18 protein-coding genes are annotated in these 22,268 nt (G+C 35.3%); 16 read left to right on the top strand and 2 right to left on the bottom strand.

The window, feature by feature from the left end; translation table 11 throughout:
- The first annotated feature begins 84 nt into the window (after positions 1–84).
- The 16 genes from LV842_RS06875 to LV842_RS06800 all read left to right on the top strand — a co-directional run bounded on the left by LV842_RS06875 (position 85) and on the right by LV842_RS06800 (position 20,133).
- Positions 85–594 (top strand): NADH-quinone oxidoreductase subunit NuoE family protein, encoded by a 510-nt coding sequence (locus tag LV842_RS06875; protein WP_072957958.1) that lies wholly within the window; start codon positions 85–87, stop codon positions 592–594.
- 90 nt (positions 595–684) lie between these two features.
- Entirely contained in the window at positions 685–2,043 is a 1,359-nt protein-coding gene (gene nuoF / locus LV842_RS06870) for an NADH-quinone oxidoreductase subunit NuoF (RefSeq protein WP_233110725.1), read from the top strand.
- A gap of 1 nt (position 2,044) precedes the next feature.
- Positions 2,045–2,926: a hypothetical protein gene (locus LV842_RS06865; protein ID WP_233110724.1), complete on the top strand. Its 882-nt coding sequence runs from the start codon at positions 2,045–2,047 to the stop codon at positions 2,924–2,926.
- Positions 2,927–2,968: 42 nt separating this feature from the next.
- Positions 2,969–3,967: a 2Fe-2S iron-sulfur cluster-binding protein gene (locus LV842_RS06860; RefSeq protein ID WP_233110723.1), complete on the top strand. Its 999-nt coding sequence runs from the start codon at positions 2,969–2,971 to the stop codon at positions 3,965–3,967.
- 179 nt (positions 3,968–4,146) lie between these two features.
- Positions 4,147–5,211, top strand: a complete 1,065-nt coding sequence (gene nuoH / locus LV842_RS06855; protein ID WP_039370396.1) for an NADH-quinone oxidoreductase subunit NuoH — start codon at positions 4,147–4,149, stop codon at positions 5,209–5,211.
- Positions 5,212–5,272: 61 nt separating this feature from the next.
- Positions 5,273–5,830, top strand: coding sequence for a NuoI/complex I 23 kDa subunit family protein (locus LV842_RS06850; protein ID WP_233110722.1), 558 nt, complete (start codon positions 5,273–5,275; stop codon positions 5,828–5,830).
- Positions 5,830–6,327: an NADH-quinone oxidoreductase subunit J family protein gene (locus tag LV842_RS06845; protein WP_233110721.1), complete on the top strand. Its 498-nt coding sequence runs from the start codon at positions 5,830–5,832 to the stop codon at positions 6,325–6,327. Before LV842_RS06850 ends, LV842_RS06845 begins: the two co-directional genes overlap by 1 nt.
- 4 nt (positions 6,328–6,331) lie before the next feature.
- The gene (nuoK, locus tag LV842_RS06840; protein WP_055982308.1) at positions 6,332–6,661 is read left to right on the top strand and encodes an NADH-quinone oxidoreductase subunit NuoK; all 330 of its coding nucleotides are present in this window, start codon (positions 6,332–6,334) and stop codon (positions 6,659–6,661) included.
- A 2-nt stretch (positions 6,662–6,663) separates the two neighbouring features.
- Complete coding sequence (gene nuoL / locus LV842_RS06835) at positions 6,664–8,577, top strand: NADH-quinone oxidoreductase subunit L (RefSeq protein ID WP_233110720.1); 1,914 nt, start codon at positions 6,664–6,666, stop codon at positions 8,575–8,577.
- A 2-nt stretch (positions 8,578–8,579) separates the two neighbouring features.
- Positions 8,580–10,073, top strand: a complete 1,494-nt coding sequence (locus LV842_RS06830) for a complex I subunit 4 family protein (protein WP_233110719.1) — start codon at positions 8,580–8,582, stop codon at positions 10,071–10,073.
- A gap of 16 nt (positions 10,074–10,089) precedes the next feature.
- Positions 10,090–11,475, top strand: a complete 1,386-nt coding sequence (locus tag LV842_RS06825; RefSeq protein WP_233110718.1) for an NADH-quinone oxidoreductase subunit N — start codon at positions 10,090–10,092, stop codon at positions 11,473–11,475.
- 152 nt (positions 11,476–11,627) lie between these two features.
- Positions 11,628–12,692, top strand: coding sequence for a hypothetical protein (locus LV842_RS06820; protein ID WP_233110717.1), 1,065 nt, complete (start codon positions 11,628–11,630; stop codon positions 12,690–12,692).
- 138 nt (positions 12,693–12,830) lie between these two features.
- Positions 12,831–13,331: a DUF4280 domain-containing protein gene (locus LV842_RS06815; RefSeq protein WP_233110716.1), complete on the top strand. Its 501-nt coding sequence runs from the start codon at positions 12,831–12,833 to the stop codon at positions 13,329–13,331.
- Between the two features lie 17 nt (positions 13,332–13,348).
- The gene (locus LV842_RS06810) at positions 13,349–16,486 is read left to right on the top strand and encodes a hypothetical protein (protein WP_233110715.1); all 3,138 of its coding nucleotides are present in this window, start codon (positions 13,349–13,351) and stop codon (positions 16,484–16,486) included.
- Entirely contained in the window at positions 16,446–17,573 is a 1,128-nt protein-coding gene (locus tag LV842_RS06805) for a hypothetical protein (RefSeq protein WP_233110714.1), read from the top strand. The genes LV842_RS06810 and LV842_RS06805 overlap by 41 nt, the downstream gene beginning before the upstream one ends.
- A 250-nt stretch (positions 17,574–17,823) precedes the next feature.
- Positions 17,824–20,133, top strand: coding sequence for a GAF domain-containing protein (locus tag LV842_RS06800; RefSeq protein WP_233110713.1), 2,310 nt, complete (start codon positions 17,824–17,826; stop codon positions 20,131–20,133).
- Here the strand turns inward: LV842_RS06800 and LV842_RS06795 are convergent.
- Together LV842_RS06795 and LV842_RS06790 are read right to left on the bottom strand one after the other, a co-directional pair.
- Complete coding sequence (locus LV842_RS06795) at positions 20,130–21,044, bottom strand: bestrophin family protein (protein ID WP_233110712.1); 915 nt, start codon at positions 21,042–21,044, stop codon at positions 20,130–20,132. The genes LV842_RS06800 and LV842_RS06795 overlap by 4 nt on opposite strands.
- 22 nt (positions 21,045–21,066) lie before the next feature.
- A complete protein-coding gene (locus LV842_RS06790) occupies positions 21,067–22,242 on the bottom strand; it encodes a Pycsar system effector family protein (RefSeq protein WP_233110711.1) in 1,176 nt (391 codons plus the stop codon).
- Positions 22,243–22,268 lie beyond the last annotated feature (26 nt).

Genomic DNA, 22,268 nt, shown 5'->3' with positions numbered 1-22,268 from the left:
TTCTTCAAATTAAATAAAATGAATTTAGATCACGAATCAAAAAGTCTTTTCTCTTGATTCTTTGTTCTTTAATCTATATAAAAAATGAGCGAAACAATAGCTTTTAAACCGGAAAGTTTAGCACAGGTACACAAAATTATCGCAAGATATCCTGAAGGAAGACAAAAGTCTGCCCTTCTTCCTGTACTTCACTTGGCACAAAAAGAATTCGGAGGATGGTTAGACGTTCCTGTGATGGATTATGTTGCTGAATTATTAAGTATTAAGCCAATTGAAGTATATGAAGTTGCTACTTTTTATACAATGTTCAATATGAAGCCGGTTGGTAAATATGTTTTGGAAGTTTGTAGAACGGGACCTTGTATGGTTTGCGGAAGCGAAAAAATTCTTGATCATATCAGAACGAAACTGAACATTAAGGACGGACAAACTACGGAAGACGGAATGTTCACTTTAAAACCAGCTGAATGTCTTGGTGCTTGTGGATATGCTCCAATGATGCAGTTAGGGAAATTCTTTCACGAAAATTTAACGATAGAAAAAGTTGACGAAATCCTTGATCTTTGCAGAGAAGGACAAATCGCTTTAGACTAATAAGAATTTAAAATCTCAGGTTTTAAATTAATTTAAATTTTAACAATTAAATGCAAGAAGCCAAAAGCCTATTGCAACAAGTAAATAACAATGAGTAAAAAACTTTTACTTAAAGACGCACATATAGAAGGTATCCGCTACTTTGAAACCTACCGTAAACAGGGAGGTTACACAGCTGCTGAAAAAGCCTTGAAAATGACACCGGACGAAATTCTTGAAGAAGTAAAGGTTTCAGGACTTCGTGGACGTGGTGGAGCTGGATTCCCGACTGGGATGAAATGGAGCTTTTTGGCAAAACCGGAAGGTGTTCCAAGACACTTGGTCGTAAATGCCGATGAATCTGAACCGGGAACTTTCAAAGACAGATATTTGATGGAGTTTCTTCCTCATTTATTGATCGAAGGAATGCTGATTTCATCTTACTGCTTAGGTTCTAATGTTTCTTATATCTACATCCGTGGAGAATATTCTTGGATTCCGGATATTTTAGAGGAAGCTATTGAAGAAGCTAAAGCAGCAGGATTTTTAGGTAAAAATATTTTAGGAACAGGTTTCGATTGTGAAATTTACGTTCAAAGAGGTGGTGGAGCATATATCTGTGGTGAAGAAACTGCATTGCTTGAATCTCTTGAAGGTAAAAGAGGAAACCCAAGATTAAAACCGCCATTCCCAGCTGTAAAAGGACTTTGGGAAAGACCAACGGTAGTAAATAACGTTGAATCTATTGCAGCAATTGTTCCAATCATTGATATTACAGGAGCTGAATACGCTAAAATTGGTGTGGGAAGATCTACAGGTACGAAATTAATTTCTGCTTGTGGAAACATCAACAAACCAGGGGTTTATGAAATCGACATGACCATTACGGTAGAAGAATTCATTTACTCTGATGAATATTGCGGCGGTATTAAAGACGGAAAAAGATTAAAAGCTTGTATCCCTGGAGGAAGCTCAGTTCCGATTGTTCCTGCTAATTTATTATTAAAAACCGTAAACGGAGAACCAAGATACATGAACTATGAATCATTAGCTGACGGTGGTTTTGCTACCGGAACAATGATGGGTTCAGGAGGTTTCATTGTTTTAGATGAAGACCAGTGTATCGTAGATCATACCATGACTTTAGCAAGATTCTATAATCACGAAAGTTGCGGACAATGTACTCCTTGCCGTGAAGGAACGGGATGGATGTACAAGATTTTAAAGAAAATCGAGAAAGGAGAAGGAAAAATGGAAGATATCGATCTACTTTGGGATATCCAGAGAAAAATCGAAGGAAATACGATTTGTCCATTGGGTGATGCAGCAGCTTGGCCTGTTGCAGCGGCTATTCGTCACTTCAGAGATGAATTCGAATGGCACATTAAAAACCCTGAGTTGTCACAGACTCAAAACTACGGATTAGCACATTATGCAGATCCAATCCCTGCTGTAGAGAATAATGCTTAGAATGAAAAAGATATTGGCAATTGGCCTAATGATGTCGGGTTTTGCTTTTGGACAAGTCAAAAAAGATACATTAGAAAAAGAATATAAATTGGAGGCTGCTCCATACAAAGCTGAAAAAAAGGAAAAACCTTTACCATTAAGCAAAAAAGGACAAATGTTCGTTTTCTTTGGTTGGAACAGGGGAGCTTTTAGCAATTCTGATATTCATTTCAGTGGAAACGGTTATGATTTTCAGTTGAACAATGTATCTGCAAGAGATAAGCCTACAAAATTCGGAATCGTTTATTTCGATCCAAGTTGGTTTACCGTAACGCAGTATAATTTCAGAGTCGGATATTTTATTAAAGATAATTTGGCTATTGTTTTAGGGATAGATCACATGAAATATGTAATGAAACAAAACCAAACGGTTGATTTTTCAGGATATATTTCAGACCCGAAATATGCAGCAATGGTACAGAATGGACAGGTAGATTTATCTAGCGGCGAGTTTCTTACTTTTGAGCATACAGACGGACTTAATTATGAAAATTTAGGTTTAGAGAAATATAAAAATCTTGTTCATAAAAAGAATATAGATTTGGTATGGTCTTATGGAGCCGGACTAGGAGTAATGTTCCCGAAAAGTAACATCAAACTTTTTGGAAATGAAAGAAGCGACCGTTTTCACGTAGCAGGTATGGGAGCCGATCTGAGATCCAGTTTAAACATGGTTTTCTGGAAAAACTGGATGTTAAGAGCAGAAGTAAAAGCCGGATATATCAATATGTGGGATATTAAAACCACATTGAACAACAAGCCGGACAAAGCTCGTCAGGATTTTGTTTTCGGACAGGCTCTTGTTGGAATCGGATATACATTCAATACAAAAAAGTATAATTAAAATAGAGCTTAATTGCTAAGGCATAAGCGAAAAGCATAGAATATGAGCGAAGAGGTTAAAAAATTCAAAATAACTATAGACGGACAGACTACCGAAGTTATGCCTGGAACTTCTATTTTGGAAGCTGCCAGACAAATCGGTGGAAGATCTGTACCTCCTGCAATGTGCTATTACAGCAAATTGGAAACCAGCGGAGGAAGATGTAGAACTTGTCTTGTAGAAGTTTCTAAAGGATCGGAAGCAGATCCTCGTCCTATGCCAAAATTGGTAGCAAGCTGCAGAACCAATGTAATGGATGGAATGGAAGTAAAAAATCTTACTTCTGAAAAAGCTCAGGAAGGTAGAAAAGCGGTGACTGAGTTTTTGTTGGTTAATCACCCTTTAGATTGCCCTGTTTGTGATCAGGCTGGAGAATGTCATCTTCAGGATTTGGGTTATGAGCACGGAAATCTTGAGACAAGAACCGAGTTTGAAAGAAACACTTACGAAGCAGATGATCTTGGTCCGAACATTAAATTGAATATGAACCGTTGTATTCTTTGTGCAAGATGTGTACTCGCTGCAAACCAATTAACTGGTGAAAGAGAGCACGGAATTCTTTTCAGAGGGGATCATGCTGAAATTTCAACGTATTTAAATAAAGCTTTAGATAATGATTTCATCGGAAACGTAATCGACGTTTGTCCGGTTGGAGCATTAACGGACAGAACTTCTCGTTTTGCAAGCAGAGTTTGGTTTACAAAACCAATGAACGCTACTTGTAAATGTGATAAGTGTTCAGGAAAAGCTACGGTTTGGATGAAAGGTGATGAAGTTTCAAGAGTTACAGCCAGAAAAGACCAGTGGGGAGAAGTTGAAGAGTTTATCTGTGATACTTGCCGTTTCGAAAGAAAATCATTGTCAGACTGGAACATCGAAGGACCAAGACATATCGACAGACATTCAGTTATTTCATTGAACCACTACGAAAAGCCTAAAGATGAGCTAAGAGTTTTAGACAATCCGATGGCTAAAGAAATCAGTGAAAAAGACGAGAAATAAAAAAGTTGGATGCTTGAAGCTGGAGGATGGAGGTTTTTAACCGTAAAATATTCCACTTCTACTTTTAACTTTAATATCGTTAAAAAATAAAATAAATTGGTAATGTGATGAAGAGTTGATGCCACGACGTGATAAACTTCCAGCTTCCAGCTCCCATCTTCAAACATTTAAAATAAAAAATGGATTTACTTACATTTAAACTTATACTTGTACTAGCGCTTTTCTTGCTTTCGTTAACGATCGCAGCCTACTCTACTTGGGCAGAAAGAAAAGTTGCCTCTATCATGCAGGATAGAATTGGTCCGAACAGAGCAGGACCCTTCGGATTGCTGCAGCCTCTTGCTGACGGTGGAAAGTTTTTCTTTAAAGAAGATTTTACACCTGCCAATGCAGAAAAATTTCTTTTCGTATTGGGACCGGCTTTGGTAATGTTTATTTCATTAATCACAGGAGCGGTTATTCCTTGGGGTAAAAGTTTAAATATTGCAGGTACTTCTTTTGATCTTCAGGTTGCCAACATCGATGTTGGTGTACTTTTCATCATCGGAATGGCTTCAATTGGTGTTTATGGAATCATGATCGGAGGTTGGGCTTCGAATAACAAATATTCATTATTAGGTGCTATCCGTGCTTCTTCTCAGATGATTTCTTATGAATTGGCAATGGGATTGGCTTTACTTTCTATCATTATGATGACAGGAAGTTTAGACTTAAAAGAAATTACAGAAAGCCAGACTGGAGGAAAACTTTGGGGAATTATTCCTTGGGGTTCCGGAATGAACTGGAATATTTTCTATCAACCGATTGCTTTCTTAGTATTCTTCGTAGCAGCTTTAGCTGAAACCAACAGACACCCGTTTGATTTACCAGAGTGTGAATCAGAATTGGTAACAGGATATTCTACAGAGTACTCATCAATGAAGTTAGGTTTATATATGTTCGGTGAATATGTGAATATGTTTATTTCCAATGCTTTCATGGTGGTTCTTTTCTTCGGAGGTTACAACTATCCTGGAATTGAATGGGTAACTCAAAACTGGGGTGAAAACACTGCAGGTATTTTGAGTATCGTAGCTTTCTTAACTAAAACGGTAATCGGAATTTTGATCTTCATGTGGATCAGATGGACGCTTCCAAGATTTAGATATGACCAGTTAATGCACTTAGGTTGGAAAACTTTAATTCCAATGGCATTGGTAAACTTATTAATTACAGGAGCTGTAATTTTAGCGTTTGCAAACTAAGAGATTAAGAATATATTTTTAAATGCTGAATAAAAGAGTTCAGCCTAAAAAATTAAAATAAATGAAACTTACGAACAGATCAAAAGTTGTTTCTAATAAAGAAATGACCCTTGCTGAAAAAATCTACTTACCTGCAATTTTTACAGGAATGGGGATTACATTTAAGCATGCTGTAAGAACCGTATTGAAAGGTGCTCCCGCAGTATATTCGTATCCGGAGGTACTAAAACCTAGAGCAGATATCTGGAGAGGTCAGCACGTTTTGAAAAGAGACGAAGAAGGCAGAGAAAGATGTACCGCTTGCGGACTTTGTGCGGTAGCTTGTCCTGCAGAAGCAATTACAATGACAGCTGCTGAAAGAACTAAAGAAGAAAAAGATCTTTACAGAGAAGAAAAATATGCTTCAGTATATGAAATCAATATGCTAAGATGTATTTTCTGCGGTATGTGTGAAGAGGCTTGTCCGAAATCTGCCATCTATCTTACCGACAGATTGGTAGATGTGGAAACCAACAGAGGTTCTTTCATTTACGGAAAAGATAAATTAGTTGAAAAAATAAATGAAAGGATTGATATAACAGAAAGACAATCCGAGAAACAAAAAAATGCGGTAAAATAATGGATCAGTTTTTATTTTTCTTGGTGGCTTTTTTAGCAGTAGCGAGTGCAGTTTATTTTGTATTTGCTAGAAATCCTTTATATGCTATTTTGTCATTAATTGTTACGATGTTTTCTATTGCTGGTATGTACATTCTTCTGAATGCACAATTCCTTGCGATTATTCAGATTATTGTTTACGCCGGAGCGATCATGGTATTATTCCTTTATATCCTGATGATGCTTAACCTTAATAAGCAAGACGAAAGTAAGAAGAACAATACTTTAAAATTTATTGGAGTTTTTACGGCAGGTCTTTTATTAATTGGAGTTTTAGGCGTATTCAAAGGGGTTCAGGACAATCATGTTGTTGTTGAAAATGTAGACAAAAGCATTGGTTTGACGAAAAATCTGGGTAGACTTTTGTTTAATGAATATGTTTTACCGTTTGAGCTTGCATCCATCCTTATTTTGGCAGGTATTGTAGGTGCGGTATTAATCGGTAAAAAAGATTTATAAAATTATGGGAGAAGTAAATACATTTATACAAAGCATCCCTCTGAATTATTTCATCATTCTTTCTTCAGTATTGTTCTGTTTGGGAGTGTTGGGAGTATTGTTGAGAAAAAATGCTATTGTTATTTTGGGTTGTGTTGAGCTTATGCTAAATTCTACGAACCTTTTATTGGCTGCATTTTCAGCGTACAAAGGTAACGGAGACGGACAACTTTTAGTTTTCTTCATTATGGTGGTTGCTGCTGCGGAAGTAGCGGTAGGTTTGGCAATTATTGCTATGCTATATAGAAATACCCGTTCTGTAGATGTAAGTATATTTAATAAATTAAGAGGATAAGAATGGAGAATTTAGTATATGCAATAGTACTTTTACCACTTTTAGGGTTTCTTATTAACGGTTTGTTCGGGAAAAATCTTCCAAAAATTGTTGTGGGTAGTTTGGCTACAGCAATGGTTTTTGCATCTTTCTGCATTGCAGTAAGTATTTTCATGGGTTTCAACTCTGAAAGTCAGCCCGTAATCGTAAAAGCTTTTGAATGGTTTAGAGTAAATGGAGTTCAGATCAATTTTGGATTCCAAATCGATCAGTTATCATTAATGATGATCATGATCATCACAGGTATCGGTTCTTTAATTCACCTATACTCTATCGGATATATGAGCCACGATAAAGGTTTCTATAAGTTTTTCACTTATTTGAATCTATTTATCTTCTCAATGTTATTATTGGTAATGGGAAGCAACTACCTGATCTTATTCATCGGATGGGAAGGTGTAGGATTGTGTTCTTATTTACTTATCGGATTCTGGTATACAAACGAAGAATATGGTAAAGCAGCTAGAAAAGCTTTCATCATGAACAGAATTGGTGACCTTGCGTTACTAATCGGTATCTTCATGATCGCTGGACAGACCAACGCTGTTGATTACCTTACCGTAGCAGAAAACGCTGGGAAATTTGAATTAGACGGAAGCGTAATTATCTTTATTACGGCGAGTTTATTTATTGGTGCCACTGGTAAATCTGCTCAGGTTCCTTTATATACATGGTTACCAGATGCGATGGCGGGACCAACTCCTGTTTCTGCGTTAATTCACGCGGCAACGATGGTAACTGCGGGGATCTATTTAGTAGTAAGATCAAACTTCTTATTTACTTTAGCACCTACTGTTCAGGGAGGAATTTTATTCATTGGATTCTTAACCGCTGCATTGGCAGGATTCTATGCACTACGTCAAAACGACATCAAAAAAGTATTGGCATACTCTACCGTTTCACAGCTTGGATTTATGTTTATTGCTTTAGGTCTTGGAGCTTATACAACGGCTATGTTCCACGTAATGACACACGCTTTCTTCAAAGCATTATTGTTCTTGGGAGCTGGTTCTGTAATCCACGCAATGAGCAACGAACAGGATATGCGTTTCATGGGAGGTTTGAAAAAATACATTCCAATCACTCACGCTACTTTCCTGATCGGAACATTAGCTATCTCAGGATTCCCTTTATTATCAGGGATGATTTCTAAAGACGAAATTTTAGTAGCAGCTTTCGCTAAAAATCCAGTTTATTGGGTGATTTTATTTGTTTTAGCGGCAATGACTGCAACATATATGTTCAGATTGTACTATTTGACTTTCCACGGGGAGTTCAGAGGTACTGAAGATCAAAAACACCACTTACACGAAAGTCCGTCTAATATGACGCTACCATTGATCGTATTGGCTATTCTTTCTGTTTTAGGTGGTTTAATTAACCTTCCTCACTTCATCGGTCACGGTCATTATGCAAAATTAATGGAGTGGTTGAAGCCGGTTCTTACTGAGGAAAGCTTTAAGCAAATGGAAGCTACTCTTTCGGGAGTTCCGTTTGGTACTGAAATGATACTTTTAGGAGCAACAGTTCTGATGTTCTTCTGCGTTTGGTTCATTGTTAAAAACACTTATGTAAATAAGAAAAAACAAGCACTTCCGGAAGCACAATACACAGGATGGGAAAAATTGTCTGCTAAAAAATTATATGTTGACGAACTTTACAATGCATTAATTGTAAAAACTGTTGAAGGATTAGGACGCGGAGGAAAGATGTTTGATAAAGGTATTCTTGATCGTTTTGTAGACTTCGTAGGTGAAGGTGCTGAAGACAGCGGAAAAGCGATGAAGCGTATTCAGAATGGAAATGTTGAGACGTACATTCTGATCATGTCTTTAGCTGTGGGAATTATACTGATTGTTAACTTTATATTACAATAATAATGTCTTGTTTATTATTAACATTATTACTATTACCTCTAGTAGGTTCGGGATTAGTTTTTGCCTGGAAGAATAATTCCAGCAAATATTTGGCACTGGGAATTGCATTGGTTCAAATGCTTGTAACCTTCTATATCGTAGCGGATTTTGATTTTACGCCGACGGTAGACAGCGTGTTGCAACATGAGATCAATTACCCTTGGTCACAATTCATGAAGAGTTCTCTTCACTTCGGTATCGATGGGATGAGTTTGCTTCTTTTATTGTTGACTAATATTTTAGCGCCAATCATTATTTTATCTTCTTTTAATGAAAATGTAAACTACAGAAATACATTCTACGGTTTGATCTTGCTAATGCAGTTCGGATTGGTAGGAGTTTTCACTTCGCTAGACGGATTATTGTTCTACATTTTCTGGGAAGTAACTTTGATTCCGATCTGGTTCATTGCCGGACTTTGGGGTCAGGAAAATAAAAGATTTGAATTCACTACGAAATTCTTCGTATATACATTCGTTGGGTCATTATTCATGTTAGCCGGATTGATTTATGTTTACAATCACTCTGCATCTTTTGCACTAACTGATCTTTACAATGCTCAATTAAACGAAACACAACAGACTGTGGTATTCTGGTTTATCTTCTTTGCTTTTGCAGTGAAATTACCGGTATTCCCTTTCCATACTTGGCAGCCGGATACGTATACTTATTCGCCGACTCAGGGATCAATGCTTTTATCAGGGATCATGCTGAAAATGGCGGTGTATGGAGTTATGCGTTATTTATTACCCATCACTCCGCTTCCGATTGCAGGAATTTCAGGACAGATTGTAATTATCCTTGCGATTGTAGGAATTGTACACGGTGCATTGATTGCGATCATCCAGACCGATATGAAGAGAATCATTGCGTATTCTTCTTTCTCTCACGTTGGATTGATGGTTGCAGGTATATTCGCTTCTGCAGTGGTTACGTTAAGAGGAACTTTCAACATCGAAGGTGCTGAAGGTGCTTTAGTACAAACTTTTGCTCACGGTATCAACGTTGTAGGTTTATTCTACTGTTGTGATATTTTATATAAGAGATTTAAATCAAGAGACATCAGACAAATGGGAGGTTTGGCGAAAGTAGCTCCTAAGTTTGCTGTATTATTCTTGATTATTATATTAGGATCAATGGGAGTTCCATTGACTAATGGATTCATCGGAGAATTTATCTTGTTGAAATCTGTATATGATTTTAACGGATTGGCAGCTGTAATTGCTGGTCTTACGGTAATTCTTTGTGCTGTATACTTATTGAGATTCTACGGAAAGGCAATGTTCGGACAAGGCGATGATGCAGTGCTAAGCACAGTAAAAGATTTATCTGCTGTAGAATTCTCTGTATTGGCAAGTTTAGCGGTTTTTGTGATTGTATTTGGTATTTTCCCACAACCGATAATCGAAATGGTGAATAGTTCGTTGAAGTTTATCTACCAATCAATGGTAAGCTAATTTGATATTTTAAGAAATGAGTGTTTTAATTATTGTTTTCCTAACGGCAGTTGTTGCGTTATTTTCAGGAGTTTTTGAACAAGGGAAATTCGCAAGATACATTGGGATTTTGGGATTAATCATCGCATTATGGGTAAGTTTTATGCCTGAATGTTCGTTCTTCGGACAGTACAAGCATATGTATGACTATACCGACAATACTGCGTTATTCACTAAAATATCAATCGTAACGACATTATTATTATTCTTTTTGGGAGGTTTTGCATTCAGCAACCACAGAAGCCACCAATCAGAATTATACGCATTGATGCTTTTTGCATTGTGCGGTGGAATTATCCTTTTCGGATATCAGAACTTAGTAACGTTATTCTTAGGAGTTGAGATTCTTTCTATTCCTTTATATGTAATGGCGGGAGCTAACAAAACTGATTTAAGATCAAACGAAGCTTCAATCAAATATTTCCTGATGGGTGCATTCGCGACAGGTTTCTTACTTTTCGGTATTGCATTTATCTACGGAAGTGTTGGAAGTTTTGATTTATATAAAATCCAGGATTTCGGAGTTTCAAACCCTAAAGATGGCATGTTCATCTTAGGAGTTTTATTGATTCTTTGTGCATTAGCATTCAAAGTAGCATTAGCACCTTTCCACATGTGGAGTCCTGATGTATATTATGGAGCGCCTTCATTAATTACCGCTTTCATGGCAAGTGTTGTAAAGATCTCAGGATTCTTCGCACTATTCAGATTAATGACCATCGGATTCGGAGGAGTTACAGAAGAATGGATCAATGTTTTCGGAGTATTCTTAATTATTACATTGCTTTTAGCAAACGTTATGGGTCTTGCTCAGACGAATGCAAAAAGAATGTTGGCCTACTCTTCAGTTTCTCATGCAGGATACATCGGGTTGGTGTTCTTCGGAATGACAAGCCTTTCTACTTATAATTTAGCGTTCTATTTATTTGCATACGCTTTATCAACAGTAGGAGTTTTCATGTGTCTGATTTATGTTGAAAAATTAAAAAGAGAAACATCTTTCGGTGCTTTCAAAGGATTGGCTAAAACAGAACCTTTATTGGCAACAGTTGCATCAATCTCAATGCTTTCAATGGCAGGGATTCCGTTAACAGCCGGTTTCATGGGGAAATTTGCTTTATTCTCTCAGGCAATGAACTCTAACCACGGAGTTTTCCTGGTATTGGTAGCCGTTTTAGGTTCTGCCGTTTCAATTGCTTATTATTTAAGATTGATCATTTCAATGTTCTTCTTCAAAGAAAGTTCATTCAAATCTTCAGAGAAAGTAACACTTACTTACAATATTGTAGGAGTTTTCGTAATTGCTTCAATTATTGTGTTGGGAGTTTTCCCTGATCTATTTGCAAGATTAATCGGGTTGTAATACACCTTACTATAATAATTCTAAAACCTTTCAAATTCTTTGAAAGGTTTTTTTGTGATTTTTTTATAAATTTCCTTCTGAAAAAATACACCAATCTTTCAAATTAAATTTTATAGTAATTAATTATTATAAAACTAAAAAACACAAATCACATGATCATATACCTAACACTTCCGGGTGATACGTTAGAAAAAATTTCATCTGACCTGAAAATCGAAAACCCAGTATATCTCAGGGAATTTCATAATACACATTGCGCAAAGCATGAAAGATTTTATTCTGATTTAAAACCGGGGCAATCTCTCCTGCTTCCGTTTGGTAATGAAATTAAAGAACTCAATAAAAAAATTATAGAAAACGGCGATAGCTTATACTATCATCCGCAGCAGGGTAAAATACCTTTTCAAATTCCATTATTAAAAGGTATTTATAAAATTAATCATCAAAAATTTCTGGATGATGAATTATTGACAGATTATCAATATCAAATAGAACTCAGCTATATAAAGTTTGAAGACCACCATCATATCTTCAATATACACATGTCCGACTTTAAAAAAGAAGGGCAAGAATCAGATACCAAAATCTCCAATCTGGCAAAAGCCTGTGTTGAAATTCTATATCCATTAACACTCTTGCTTAATGAAAAAAGAGAACTGAAAAATATATCTCTAACAAGTCCTGAAAATTCAATTAAAGATCAATTGGAAGCTTTAAAAAGTTACTTTACAGATCAATATTCGAGCTCCTATATCAATCAAATGAAATGGATTGTAGGTGAGAAAAAGAATCTTTTGGAAAATCTAAAAAATACATTACCCATCCATTTTCTGGTTGGCTCTTTTTATAGAACAACTTATGGAGACTGGACAGATTCACAAATCTATCACGACTTTTTACCGTGGATTACCAATGCCTCTCCTATCCGGTTTCAGCTTCACAATAAAATTACTCCCAACGAAGATAATAACAGTCTAAAGATTACCCAAAGTGGCCATTCGTCGGATAACAGAAATCTTGATCAGCTATATTCTAAATCTTTTGTTTATGATGACAACACACTTTCAACAAACAAAACTGTTAACTGCACCCATTTTGCTGAATATATCTTTAACAGAAAAGAATTATCGGTACAAAAGATAGAGGGCGTATTTAATTTATATATTGATGATGTGATTGAAAAAGAAGTTTTTAGTATGGAAAAACAGCAAAATTAATTGGCTACTGTCTTAAATATTTACAAGTAATATTATTTGGAAAAGAATACCTAAAAGTTTGAAAATGTAGTAATTCTACTACTTTCTCAAACTTATTTTTTTTATAGTTTTATAAAACCAAATCAATACACACAAAATATGTCCGGTTCATCTCCACATGACGGAAAGCACTTCGTCGTACAAAAAGGGAAAGCCCAATGCAATCAGGGCAATCAATTTCCTCAGTATAAAGTAACTTCTCATCAGAAACACTATTGGAATAATGAGGAGGGAAATGCTGATTATTTAGCGGTTACGAAAGATGATTTACAATTTACTCCTCCAGGTCCGAGTTTTGGGCAATGCAAACTGAAACCAACTCCGGGCGGATATCTTCCTTGCGCTTATGCTCCTGTAGGAAACTGGCAGAAAACCTATGAAAAAGTAAAGATAATGGGCAAAAGCTGTCTTACTGAAATTTCAGAGCTTATGTGCTCTACCGGCGGAAAAATCACCATCAAGGAACACGGCCAAACTGCAGCAATAAGCAAACAAAATGTAAAAAATGCTGATCCCCAGGAACAACATCACATCAATCCTTTTGTAGATTTCAAAGAATTTCAGAAAGCAACAGAAGGCGATGAAGTTGATGCCTATTAACCCTTAACTTTTCGGTCATGTCAAAACAAGGAATTTATAAAATCTCGGGAAATACAAAACCAAAAGTGGGTGAACTGACAACTTACGCAATCGATGCGTGGTATCCTGCTACTCCAATCGAAAAAAGAAATCCAGCCCTCGTCACTTGGCATCTGTTTAAAAAAGTAAACGGAAAATTTGTGCCTACCAATATTAAAAAAATAGGAACAAGCAGTTTTACATTCAATACGACGGCTTACAAAGATATTTTCAGAATTGAAGCTTATCTTCATAATCCTGAAGGAAAATCTCCAATGGCACTTGAGGTACAACCTCAGCCCAACGATGTCCCCAGAATCAATACAGTTGAATTAAAATATGTAGATGATACCCCGGGAGCTGTTTTCAACTTCACGGAAAAATTAATTGCAGAAGCTAAATGCATGAATCTGGAAGCACAATATCTGCAATTTACTTTATGGGAAGACGACTCCAGAGATTCAGGACATAATGATAAAAATCTGCTTATAGACAGCAAAAAATCAAAGGTAATCAATGGAACCGCCAAAGCAGAATTCATTCTGACAAAGGCATTGATGAAAAAAGCAATGGAAGGGGAAACCAATCCTCAGCAACTTGAATTTTATGTTACCGTAGAATACTATGCTCACAAAAAGCATGCTACTGGGAATGTAAATATCAATACTCCTGAGGCATTGCGTACTCCACCCGGTCAACCTCAGCAGCCACAGCAGCCTGCTCCAGTTCCCGAACTGCCGGAACCACAAACGGCACACGGACAAGCCAACAATACTCAACCGACAACACTTCCGCCACAAGGAGGAACTTCCCCTACTACAGTTAACCCGGTGAAGATTGAAGAGCTTCTGGATGCTTATTTTGCAAAAAAAGAATACACCAAGCAAACCGGCGAAGAAGATGGCACTCATACTTACACCTTCGGAGGAAGCAAGAGCGGTAACAAAACGGTTACAGCTGAAGAGAAAAATCAAGTTGCCCTGTCCATTCTCAGTAAAATTAAGGACAGCCTGAAATCCCAAAAGAAATATACCACTCCTGAAGTGATTGCTGGTGCATTAACAGCACAAGCTTATGGGAAAGACACAGTCAATGAAAAAACAGTTACTTTCAAAACCTTCAAACTCGGGGCAAACTTTAAGAAAGTAGACAGCGCCCCATTAGATGATAAACTCTATCTGGTAGCCAGAGCTATGCTCCTGGACGGAAAACAGGCAACCATTTCCATCAAAGAAAAAGGCGGACTCATCAAAGGTTCTGCAGGTGCCTTTCTTCCTGCTCTGGAAATCACAGAAGAACAGATGGAACAGAAAACTCCTTCCGGAAAAGAAGTTCCGGGAACTGAAAAAACAGTTTTCACAGGAACCATAAAGGATAATATGGTCAGAATTCCAATCCATCTCCGTCCAAAATCTGAAGATGAACTGAAACAATGGAAAGAAAAACTCAGCAAAGGAAAAGAAGACGGAACCTACACCTATACGTTCGGAGGTTCTACAAGCATTAAAAATGATACTGATAAAAAATCTATCGCAGGAACGATCCTCAAGAATGCCAAATCAGGCAAAAGAGGAAATCCCAAAATAGAAGAGGGAAAAACTTCCAGCGTTGAGGAAATTGAAAAAATTCTAGAAATAAAAGAGTATAATGAAGGCAGCATTATTACTTTTAAGTTATTCAAAAAGGTACCGGAACTTTTATATCTCCATACAAAAGTTCAGGGCGAGAAACAACATGATAAAGAGTTTTTGAAAAAAGAGGGGGCATATTTCCAGATTGGGAATAAGTGTCCTAGGTGTGAAGCAGAGATTACCTTTGAACAGATAAAAGAAATTTTCCCTGCTGCTGCCAATAATGAACCTTTGGCTAAGCTGCTGATAAAGGAACTTAATGATATAAGACTAAAATACGAAATCAATACCTGCATACGAAAAGCTCATCTTATTACTCAAATGGGATCTGAAACAGAATTCAGAACATTACTTGAAGAAATTGGCAACTACAGTGTTTCTACATTAAAAAGTCTCTTTGGATATTTTTCCCGTCATCCAAGGGAAGCGGAACTTTACAAAGGAAATACTTATGAATTAGCAATAAGAGCCTATGGTTTAAGAAATGTTGATAATGAAAAAGATATTATTTCCTGCAGCGTTTCAAGGGTCAACAATTGTAATGACTTAGGAAATGAGACTAAACAAGATGGTTATAAATATATAGGAAGAGGTCTTATACAGTTAACAGGAAAATATAATTATACTAAAATAAACTCGGAATTCCAGAAAGCTTTCCCAGGTCAAGGGAATTTGATTACAAACCCTGAATTACTTGAGCAGCCTAAATATGCGGTTATGTCCGGATTAAGCTACTGGATTAACAACAAATTAAGTGAAAAAGCTGATGAAGGAACTTCTGATGATGTTGTAAACTCAATAACAAGAATAATCAACCAAAATCTTGATCAAAGTCATTATACAAGACGTAGGAATTTCTTTAAAAAAGCAATAACAGCTTTTAAAGTTGACGAATGTACTCCTGATGAAGACATTAAAAATAGTACATGGCATGATCCTCTTGCTTATTCACAAAGAACATATTACAATTCCGAAGGTAATCATGCAGAGAAAAATGGTGCTTTTGGGAAAGTACGGAATGGAGGGAAGAAAAATCATCAGGGGCTGGATCTTTTCGCAACGCCGGGAACACCAGCTGTCGCTTGTCTTGATGGTATAGTTGTAGAAATAATGGAGAGCTCTTCTTATGGAACGATTCTAATTCTTGAAGTGAATGGTGATGACCTTCGTGCTGCAAAACGAAATTATACTTTACAATTTGCCGGAGAAATTGAAAATGGAGCAGGATTTGATTCTAATGCTTCCAAATATTATCTTAGATATTGTCATTTGAGTGCTGTAGAAATAAATAGTGGAGAAGTGACTGCAGGAAAAACAATATGCTATACCGGCGAAAGTGGCAACGCAAAAGGAGTTCCAAACCCTCACTTACATTTTGAAATTGGCAGTAATAAATATCCAGGAAATATGGAAGGTACTAATAACAGAACCAATCCTGCATTTTATATAAATTTAAAATCTATAGATGAACCTAAACAAACAAGTGTTAAAAATGCAAGAAGTTAAAAGTAAAAAGTTAATATTATTCACTTTTATAATTTTTTTTACATTTTTCGGACAATGTAAAGATAAAACTGTTGGCAACCCTACGGTTACAAACTTTAAATTTGAAGGCAGATTTACGACTAATGATGAAGTGACTTTCAAATTGAATCAGACTACCTTAAAATTATTTTCTGATCAACCCAATCATGTAGAAATATTTACAGATAATAAAGGGAATAAAATTGATTTAACAGAAGAGAATCATTGCAATATGGATGCTGTTGGGGTTTCTGCCTATCAATATACCAATTCAAATGACCCTACTCTTAGAATAATACTTCTTGAAGATTATCAAGATATCCTTACAGGGAGTTTATATGCTATTCTAATTGATAAAAATAAACTTATCAGATCCTTTAGATTGTGTGGTCCACAGTACAATTATGAAAAATATAGTATTAAAGATGTACTATCAATTAAAAAATCAAACAATCAGATTTCATTTACTTTTGATTCAAAAAAAATAGTAACAAAAAATAAAAATGACCGGTACATATTTGATTTTCCAATTGAAAGCACTAAATCAAATAGCCCAATCATAAATAACAATACTAAACCATTAAAAACAACTTCTTCAAACGACATCATAATAGACAGTCTAATTTTTGATTTTAATAATGATCAGATAAAAGATAAAATTTTAATACGCGCCAATCCTAAGGAACAAGATGTAATAGGTGATGAATATTTTAATAATATCAATTTATTTTACAGGACACTGGAGATTCTTATAGGTAAAAACAATAATAACTATACTCAAATTGCCAGCAACAAAAACATCATTCCTTGTCTAAGATGTAATGAACCTATGAGAGCTTACTCAAATTTCAAGCGTATTGGCAAAACCTCATTTTCATTAGATGTAATACAAAAAGCAGAAAATACTATTTACAATCTATTATTTGAGTGGAAGCAAAATAATTTTTATTTAACACAAATTGGTATAAAAAGTTTTTATGATGAAAACGATAAAACTATAAAATTAAAACATAGCGTTAATGTCAACGAAGTGATGATAAATAATATCTCAGACTATATAAAATTGTGATGGATATATTTGTTTGCATAGTTTTAAGTTGTAACTACAGACATTTGGAAAAACTGTAATGTCATACTAAAATGACATATGAGTAATCTGGAAAACAAAAAAATAGTATTTGATATCGTGAACTCATGTATTATATTGATTAAAAAACTATTATCAGTTTAATCGGAATCCAAAATAAATCCAACCTTTCACCCTGCACATTTTCCCTAAAAATCTATTTTTTTCATAACTTTACTCTAAATTTTAGTTGTTGGCAAACCTTTATAAAAAAGACGCTCCATTTCAGGTTTATATATCATTCAAAAAATATTTGGATGTGTTAGAACATATCCGTTATAATGACAGATTGGAATACCGGGCAAATTATGCCGAATCGCTGATCGAAAAGACCAACAGTTTCCAGGAACTGAAAAATGGCTTTCAGGATGTCTCTTTATTAGACAAATACGAAGATATTATCAAGCTTTTATTGGCTGACCTCTTCCCTACCGGTTTGACGAACAATGAAATCAAAGCTGCAAGTATTCCGCTTTCTAATATTACGTTCAATTATACGGAACGATTCAAAAATATTCTGAAAGAAGCCGGAAAAGACTTTGAAATTGAGCTTAGAAATATTGATGATGACGAATTTTATGTTTTCTGCTGCTGCCTGATTTTACAGACTTATTTCAAAAGAGACATCAAAAGTACGCTTCCTTTTTATTATGATATTCCCAATAAGCAGGGAATCATGAAGCATTATAAAATTACTGTAAATTCAGATTTTTCAGAAGTTTATCCTACTGAAGATGCTCCAATTCCTTCAGACGATGTCATAGATATGTTGTTGGAAAATTTGGATGATATTACGTTATGGAAGAGATATTTCCCTTCAAAATTATGGATATTAAGCGGGTTTACAATTATTTCACTGGTGGATTGTACTTCGGAAGTGGCATTGTCTGACTTAAAATCTACAATGATTAAAATTGATCCTGAAAATCTGGTTCCTGATGAGAATTTAAAAGAAATTTTTAAATCTTATTTCGATGTTCCGGAGCTTAATTTCGGATTAATGCTCTTCAATAAAAAAGAGAAAAGACTGGAAAACGTTCCGATTTATGAAAATGTTTTTACCAACCATATTCTTGATTTTTGGATCAACACTTTTGATCAGGAAGTCCGAGAAAGCACGTTCAATAATTTAAGTCACAATTCTAAACCGGTTGTCGTTTCTAATGTGAATCATTTGGATGATGAAATTAAAAAACTGCCATCATTTAATATTTTAAAAAACAATAATATCAATAGTTTCATGGTCATTCCGATCATGAAAGACAATGATCTTCTTGCGATTATGGAGTTCACTTCTCCTTTAGCACATAGTTTTAATGGGTTGAAACTCAAAAAGCTTGAATTTTTTGCCGATATGATTCTTTTCTCTTTAAGCAGATTTAGTTTTGAAAGGAACAATCAGATTGAAGCCATTATCCAAAGAGAATATACAACGATTCACGACAGTGTAGTCTGGAAATTCAGAAATGAAGCTGAAAAATATTACAATGCATTTCTAGGCAGAAAAATGTATACTTTAAAGCAGATTTCGTTTAAAAATCTTACTCCGCTTTTTAGTTTCTCCGATATCCGCTCCTCTTCTGAAAAGCGTTATAAACTGATGCTTGAAGATCTGAATGAGCAGATAGAAAACCTTCATGATCTTTTTTCCCTTATCAATTCAGATTCAGAAAAATACTTACTGGCCTTGGATATTTTTGAGAATGAGTTGAATAATGACATCAAAGCAGATACGGAACAGCGTTTTCAAAGGCTTTTAAGAGACGAAATCCATCCTTTTTTGCAGGGAAAACTTGAAACCAAGAATACCAAAGACATAAAATCCAAGATCAAGGATTACTTTTCAAAAGTTTTCGTACAAAATCATCTTTTTTACGGTCACAGAAAAAGTCTGGATGAATCGATCACACTGGTTAACAGAAAACTTGCAGATATTCTGGATGAAAGCCAGATCAAAGCACAACAGATCTTTCCTCACTACTATGAAAGATTCAAATCTGATGGGGTTGAGCATAATCTATACATTGGCAATACGATTGCTCCTGAATTACATTACACCTCAAAAGTAGTTCACAGACTGAGATACTGGCAATTAAAAACCGTTTGCACATTGGAACAGGAGTTTCAAAGCTTTAAAACAAACTTGCCCGTTTCTTTGGATATTGCCTCTTTGATATTTGTTTATAACGAGAAAGTGGACATCCGTTTCAGAATGGATGAAAAACGCTTTGATATAGATGGTGCTTATAATTCGTATTATGAAATCATTAAGAAACGTTTAGACAAAGCGCATATTAAAGATTCTTCCGAAAGAATTACCTGTCCCGGAAAAATTACAATCGTCTATTTCGGGATGGAAAACCAAAAAGAATATCTGGAATATATCAATAAGTTGCAGAAAAAGAATATCCTTCAACATGATATAGAGTTCTTAAAAGTAGAAGATTTACAAGGAATTACAGGACTTTTAGCCTTAAGAGTTTCTCTTGTTATACAAGATTAATCAATAAAATAAGAATCAGGTTTTTGAAGCTCACCTTGTGGAATTTCTGCCTGCTCAAAAATTGAAAATTCAATTGTTCTGCAAATGCTGTTCAAAGCAAGGTCATTTTCCTCTTCACCAAAAGGCTCTCCAATCTCCTGAATAATAGCATCTAATGCAATAAAAGTATAACTGATTAATCCGACAATTAAAGGCATCATCCAGCCCAAAGAATCAACCAATCCGAAAGGCAGCCAGAAACAATAAAAATAAACCGTACGATGAAGCAATACACTATACGCAAAAGGTAACGGTGTATTATAAATCCTTTCACAGCCACCAGAAATGTTAGAAAACTGATTCAGCTGATGATCCAGTTGCGTTAAAACAATCGTATCAATATTTCCTTTTCTGTTTTGTTCTTTACACCAATCTGCAATAAAGCTTAAAATAATACTGGGAATAAATTTTTTACCGTTTAATTTTTCTATCTGCTCCGGAGAAAGTAATCTCACAAGATGCTCTGTTCCTGATTTATTTCTAAGCTGATAATTCAATGACCAGCAAAAAGCAGAAATGAGTTTTACAATTTTTTGCTTTTCTTCGTTTTGAGGTCCATCTACCATTGAAAAGATTTGGCGGGTTAAAGATCGGGTTTCAATCACCAACAATCCCCAAAGCTTTCTTCCTTCCCAATACCGGTCATAGCTCGCCGTATTGCAAAAGCCCATAAAAATAGCCAAAGCAAGACCAATCAACGTAAAAATAGTAGGATTGAGATGAACTTTATAATCAAAAATCTTTCCTTTAAAAAAATAAATAGCCAAAGAAAACAACGTAATGGCAAGAAGCTGAACAATAATTTTCTTCAATACGGAACCTCTCCATATAAAAAGCATTTTCAGCCAATTGGTACGCTGTCTTACAATCATTTTTCTATTTTAAATTTAAAATTTATAACGAAAGAAAAGCGTATCCGAAGGACAGTACGGAAATGATAATTCCTGCCATAAAAATTTTATAGGTCATCGATAAAAGTCTGTATTTTCTGTCCAAAACCTTCCCGAGAAAATATAAATCTTTTACCATAGAATCATAAATATAATCTCTGTCTTTGATCAGGTCTTTCATCGCATTATGGTAATCGTCAAAAAGCATACTGTTAAAATTCCCGAAGAATAAAAGATTCACTTTTCTGTCAGAAACATCCTGAAGCGTAAATTTTGCTTTAGTTACATTGGGTTTTGTAGATAAAATTGCAAAAATAATCGTCAGAACACTAGACAGCAATAAGATAAAACTCGGAATAATTAGATGTGCATTTTTCGGAGTATCTAATTTAGGAACCAAAACAGAAAGACATACCGAAATGATAATCGCATTGACAGAAAGTAAAATATTCGCTTTACTGTCGGCAATATCACTCAATCTCGTATGGTTATTCAGGGTAACTCTGAATAATGTATCTACACTTCTGTCAGATTTAGGATCTTTTTCTTTTTTATTTTCGGAAGATTCTTTTTTGCCTTCTTTACCTTCTTCTTTTTCCAGTTTTTTCTCTATTTTTTTAATATTCTTTTCCTTCAAAGGTTGCCAGTTTTGTTTTGCGTAATCGGTATAGAACTTATGTTTATTCTTTAGCATGTCCAGATTTCCGGCATTCCATTCATCATTAGAAAAACATCTCACATTCGTAAGCTCCCATTCTTTCCTTAACGCATCAGAAATATCATTGTAATCATGGCTCGCAAAATGACTGCAATCCGAATCTTTTACAATCTGTTCCAATAAATTCTGAGGTTCATAAGTGATCTTGGTTGCTAAAATCAGCTTGGTAACATCCTCAATATAATCTTCCGGATAATTTTCTTTTTTCAAAAAATTTTTCATGATGTCTACTCCTTTCTCCTCATGATTCTGTGCACATTCTATGTACCCTGTATCATGAAACCAAAGAGCAAGCAATACCTTTTCCTGCTCCTCTTCGGAAACCGGTGTATGCTTTAAGATTTCTTCAGCCTTATTTACCGTATAAGTAGTATGAATAAAATTATGATAAAAATATACTGAAGATAACTTATCTTTGAATAAGATTTCAACATAATCTTTGGCTTTTTGTAAAATGCTCATCACTGAAATTTTGTTATTGTAAATTT

Source organism: Chryseobacterium gwangjuense, from assembly GCF_021311115.1.
In the GTDB taxonomy this organism is placed as follows: domain Bacteria; phylum Bacteroidota; class Bacteroidia; order Flavobacteriales; family Weeksellaceae; genus Chryseobacterium; species Chryseobacterium gwangjuense.
Note: the sequence above shows the minus strand (reverse complement) of the source record. Positions and strands in the feature narration are given on the sequence as shown.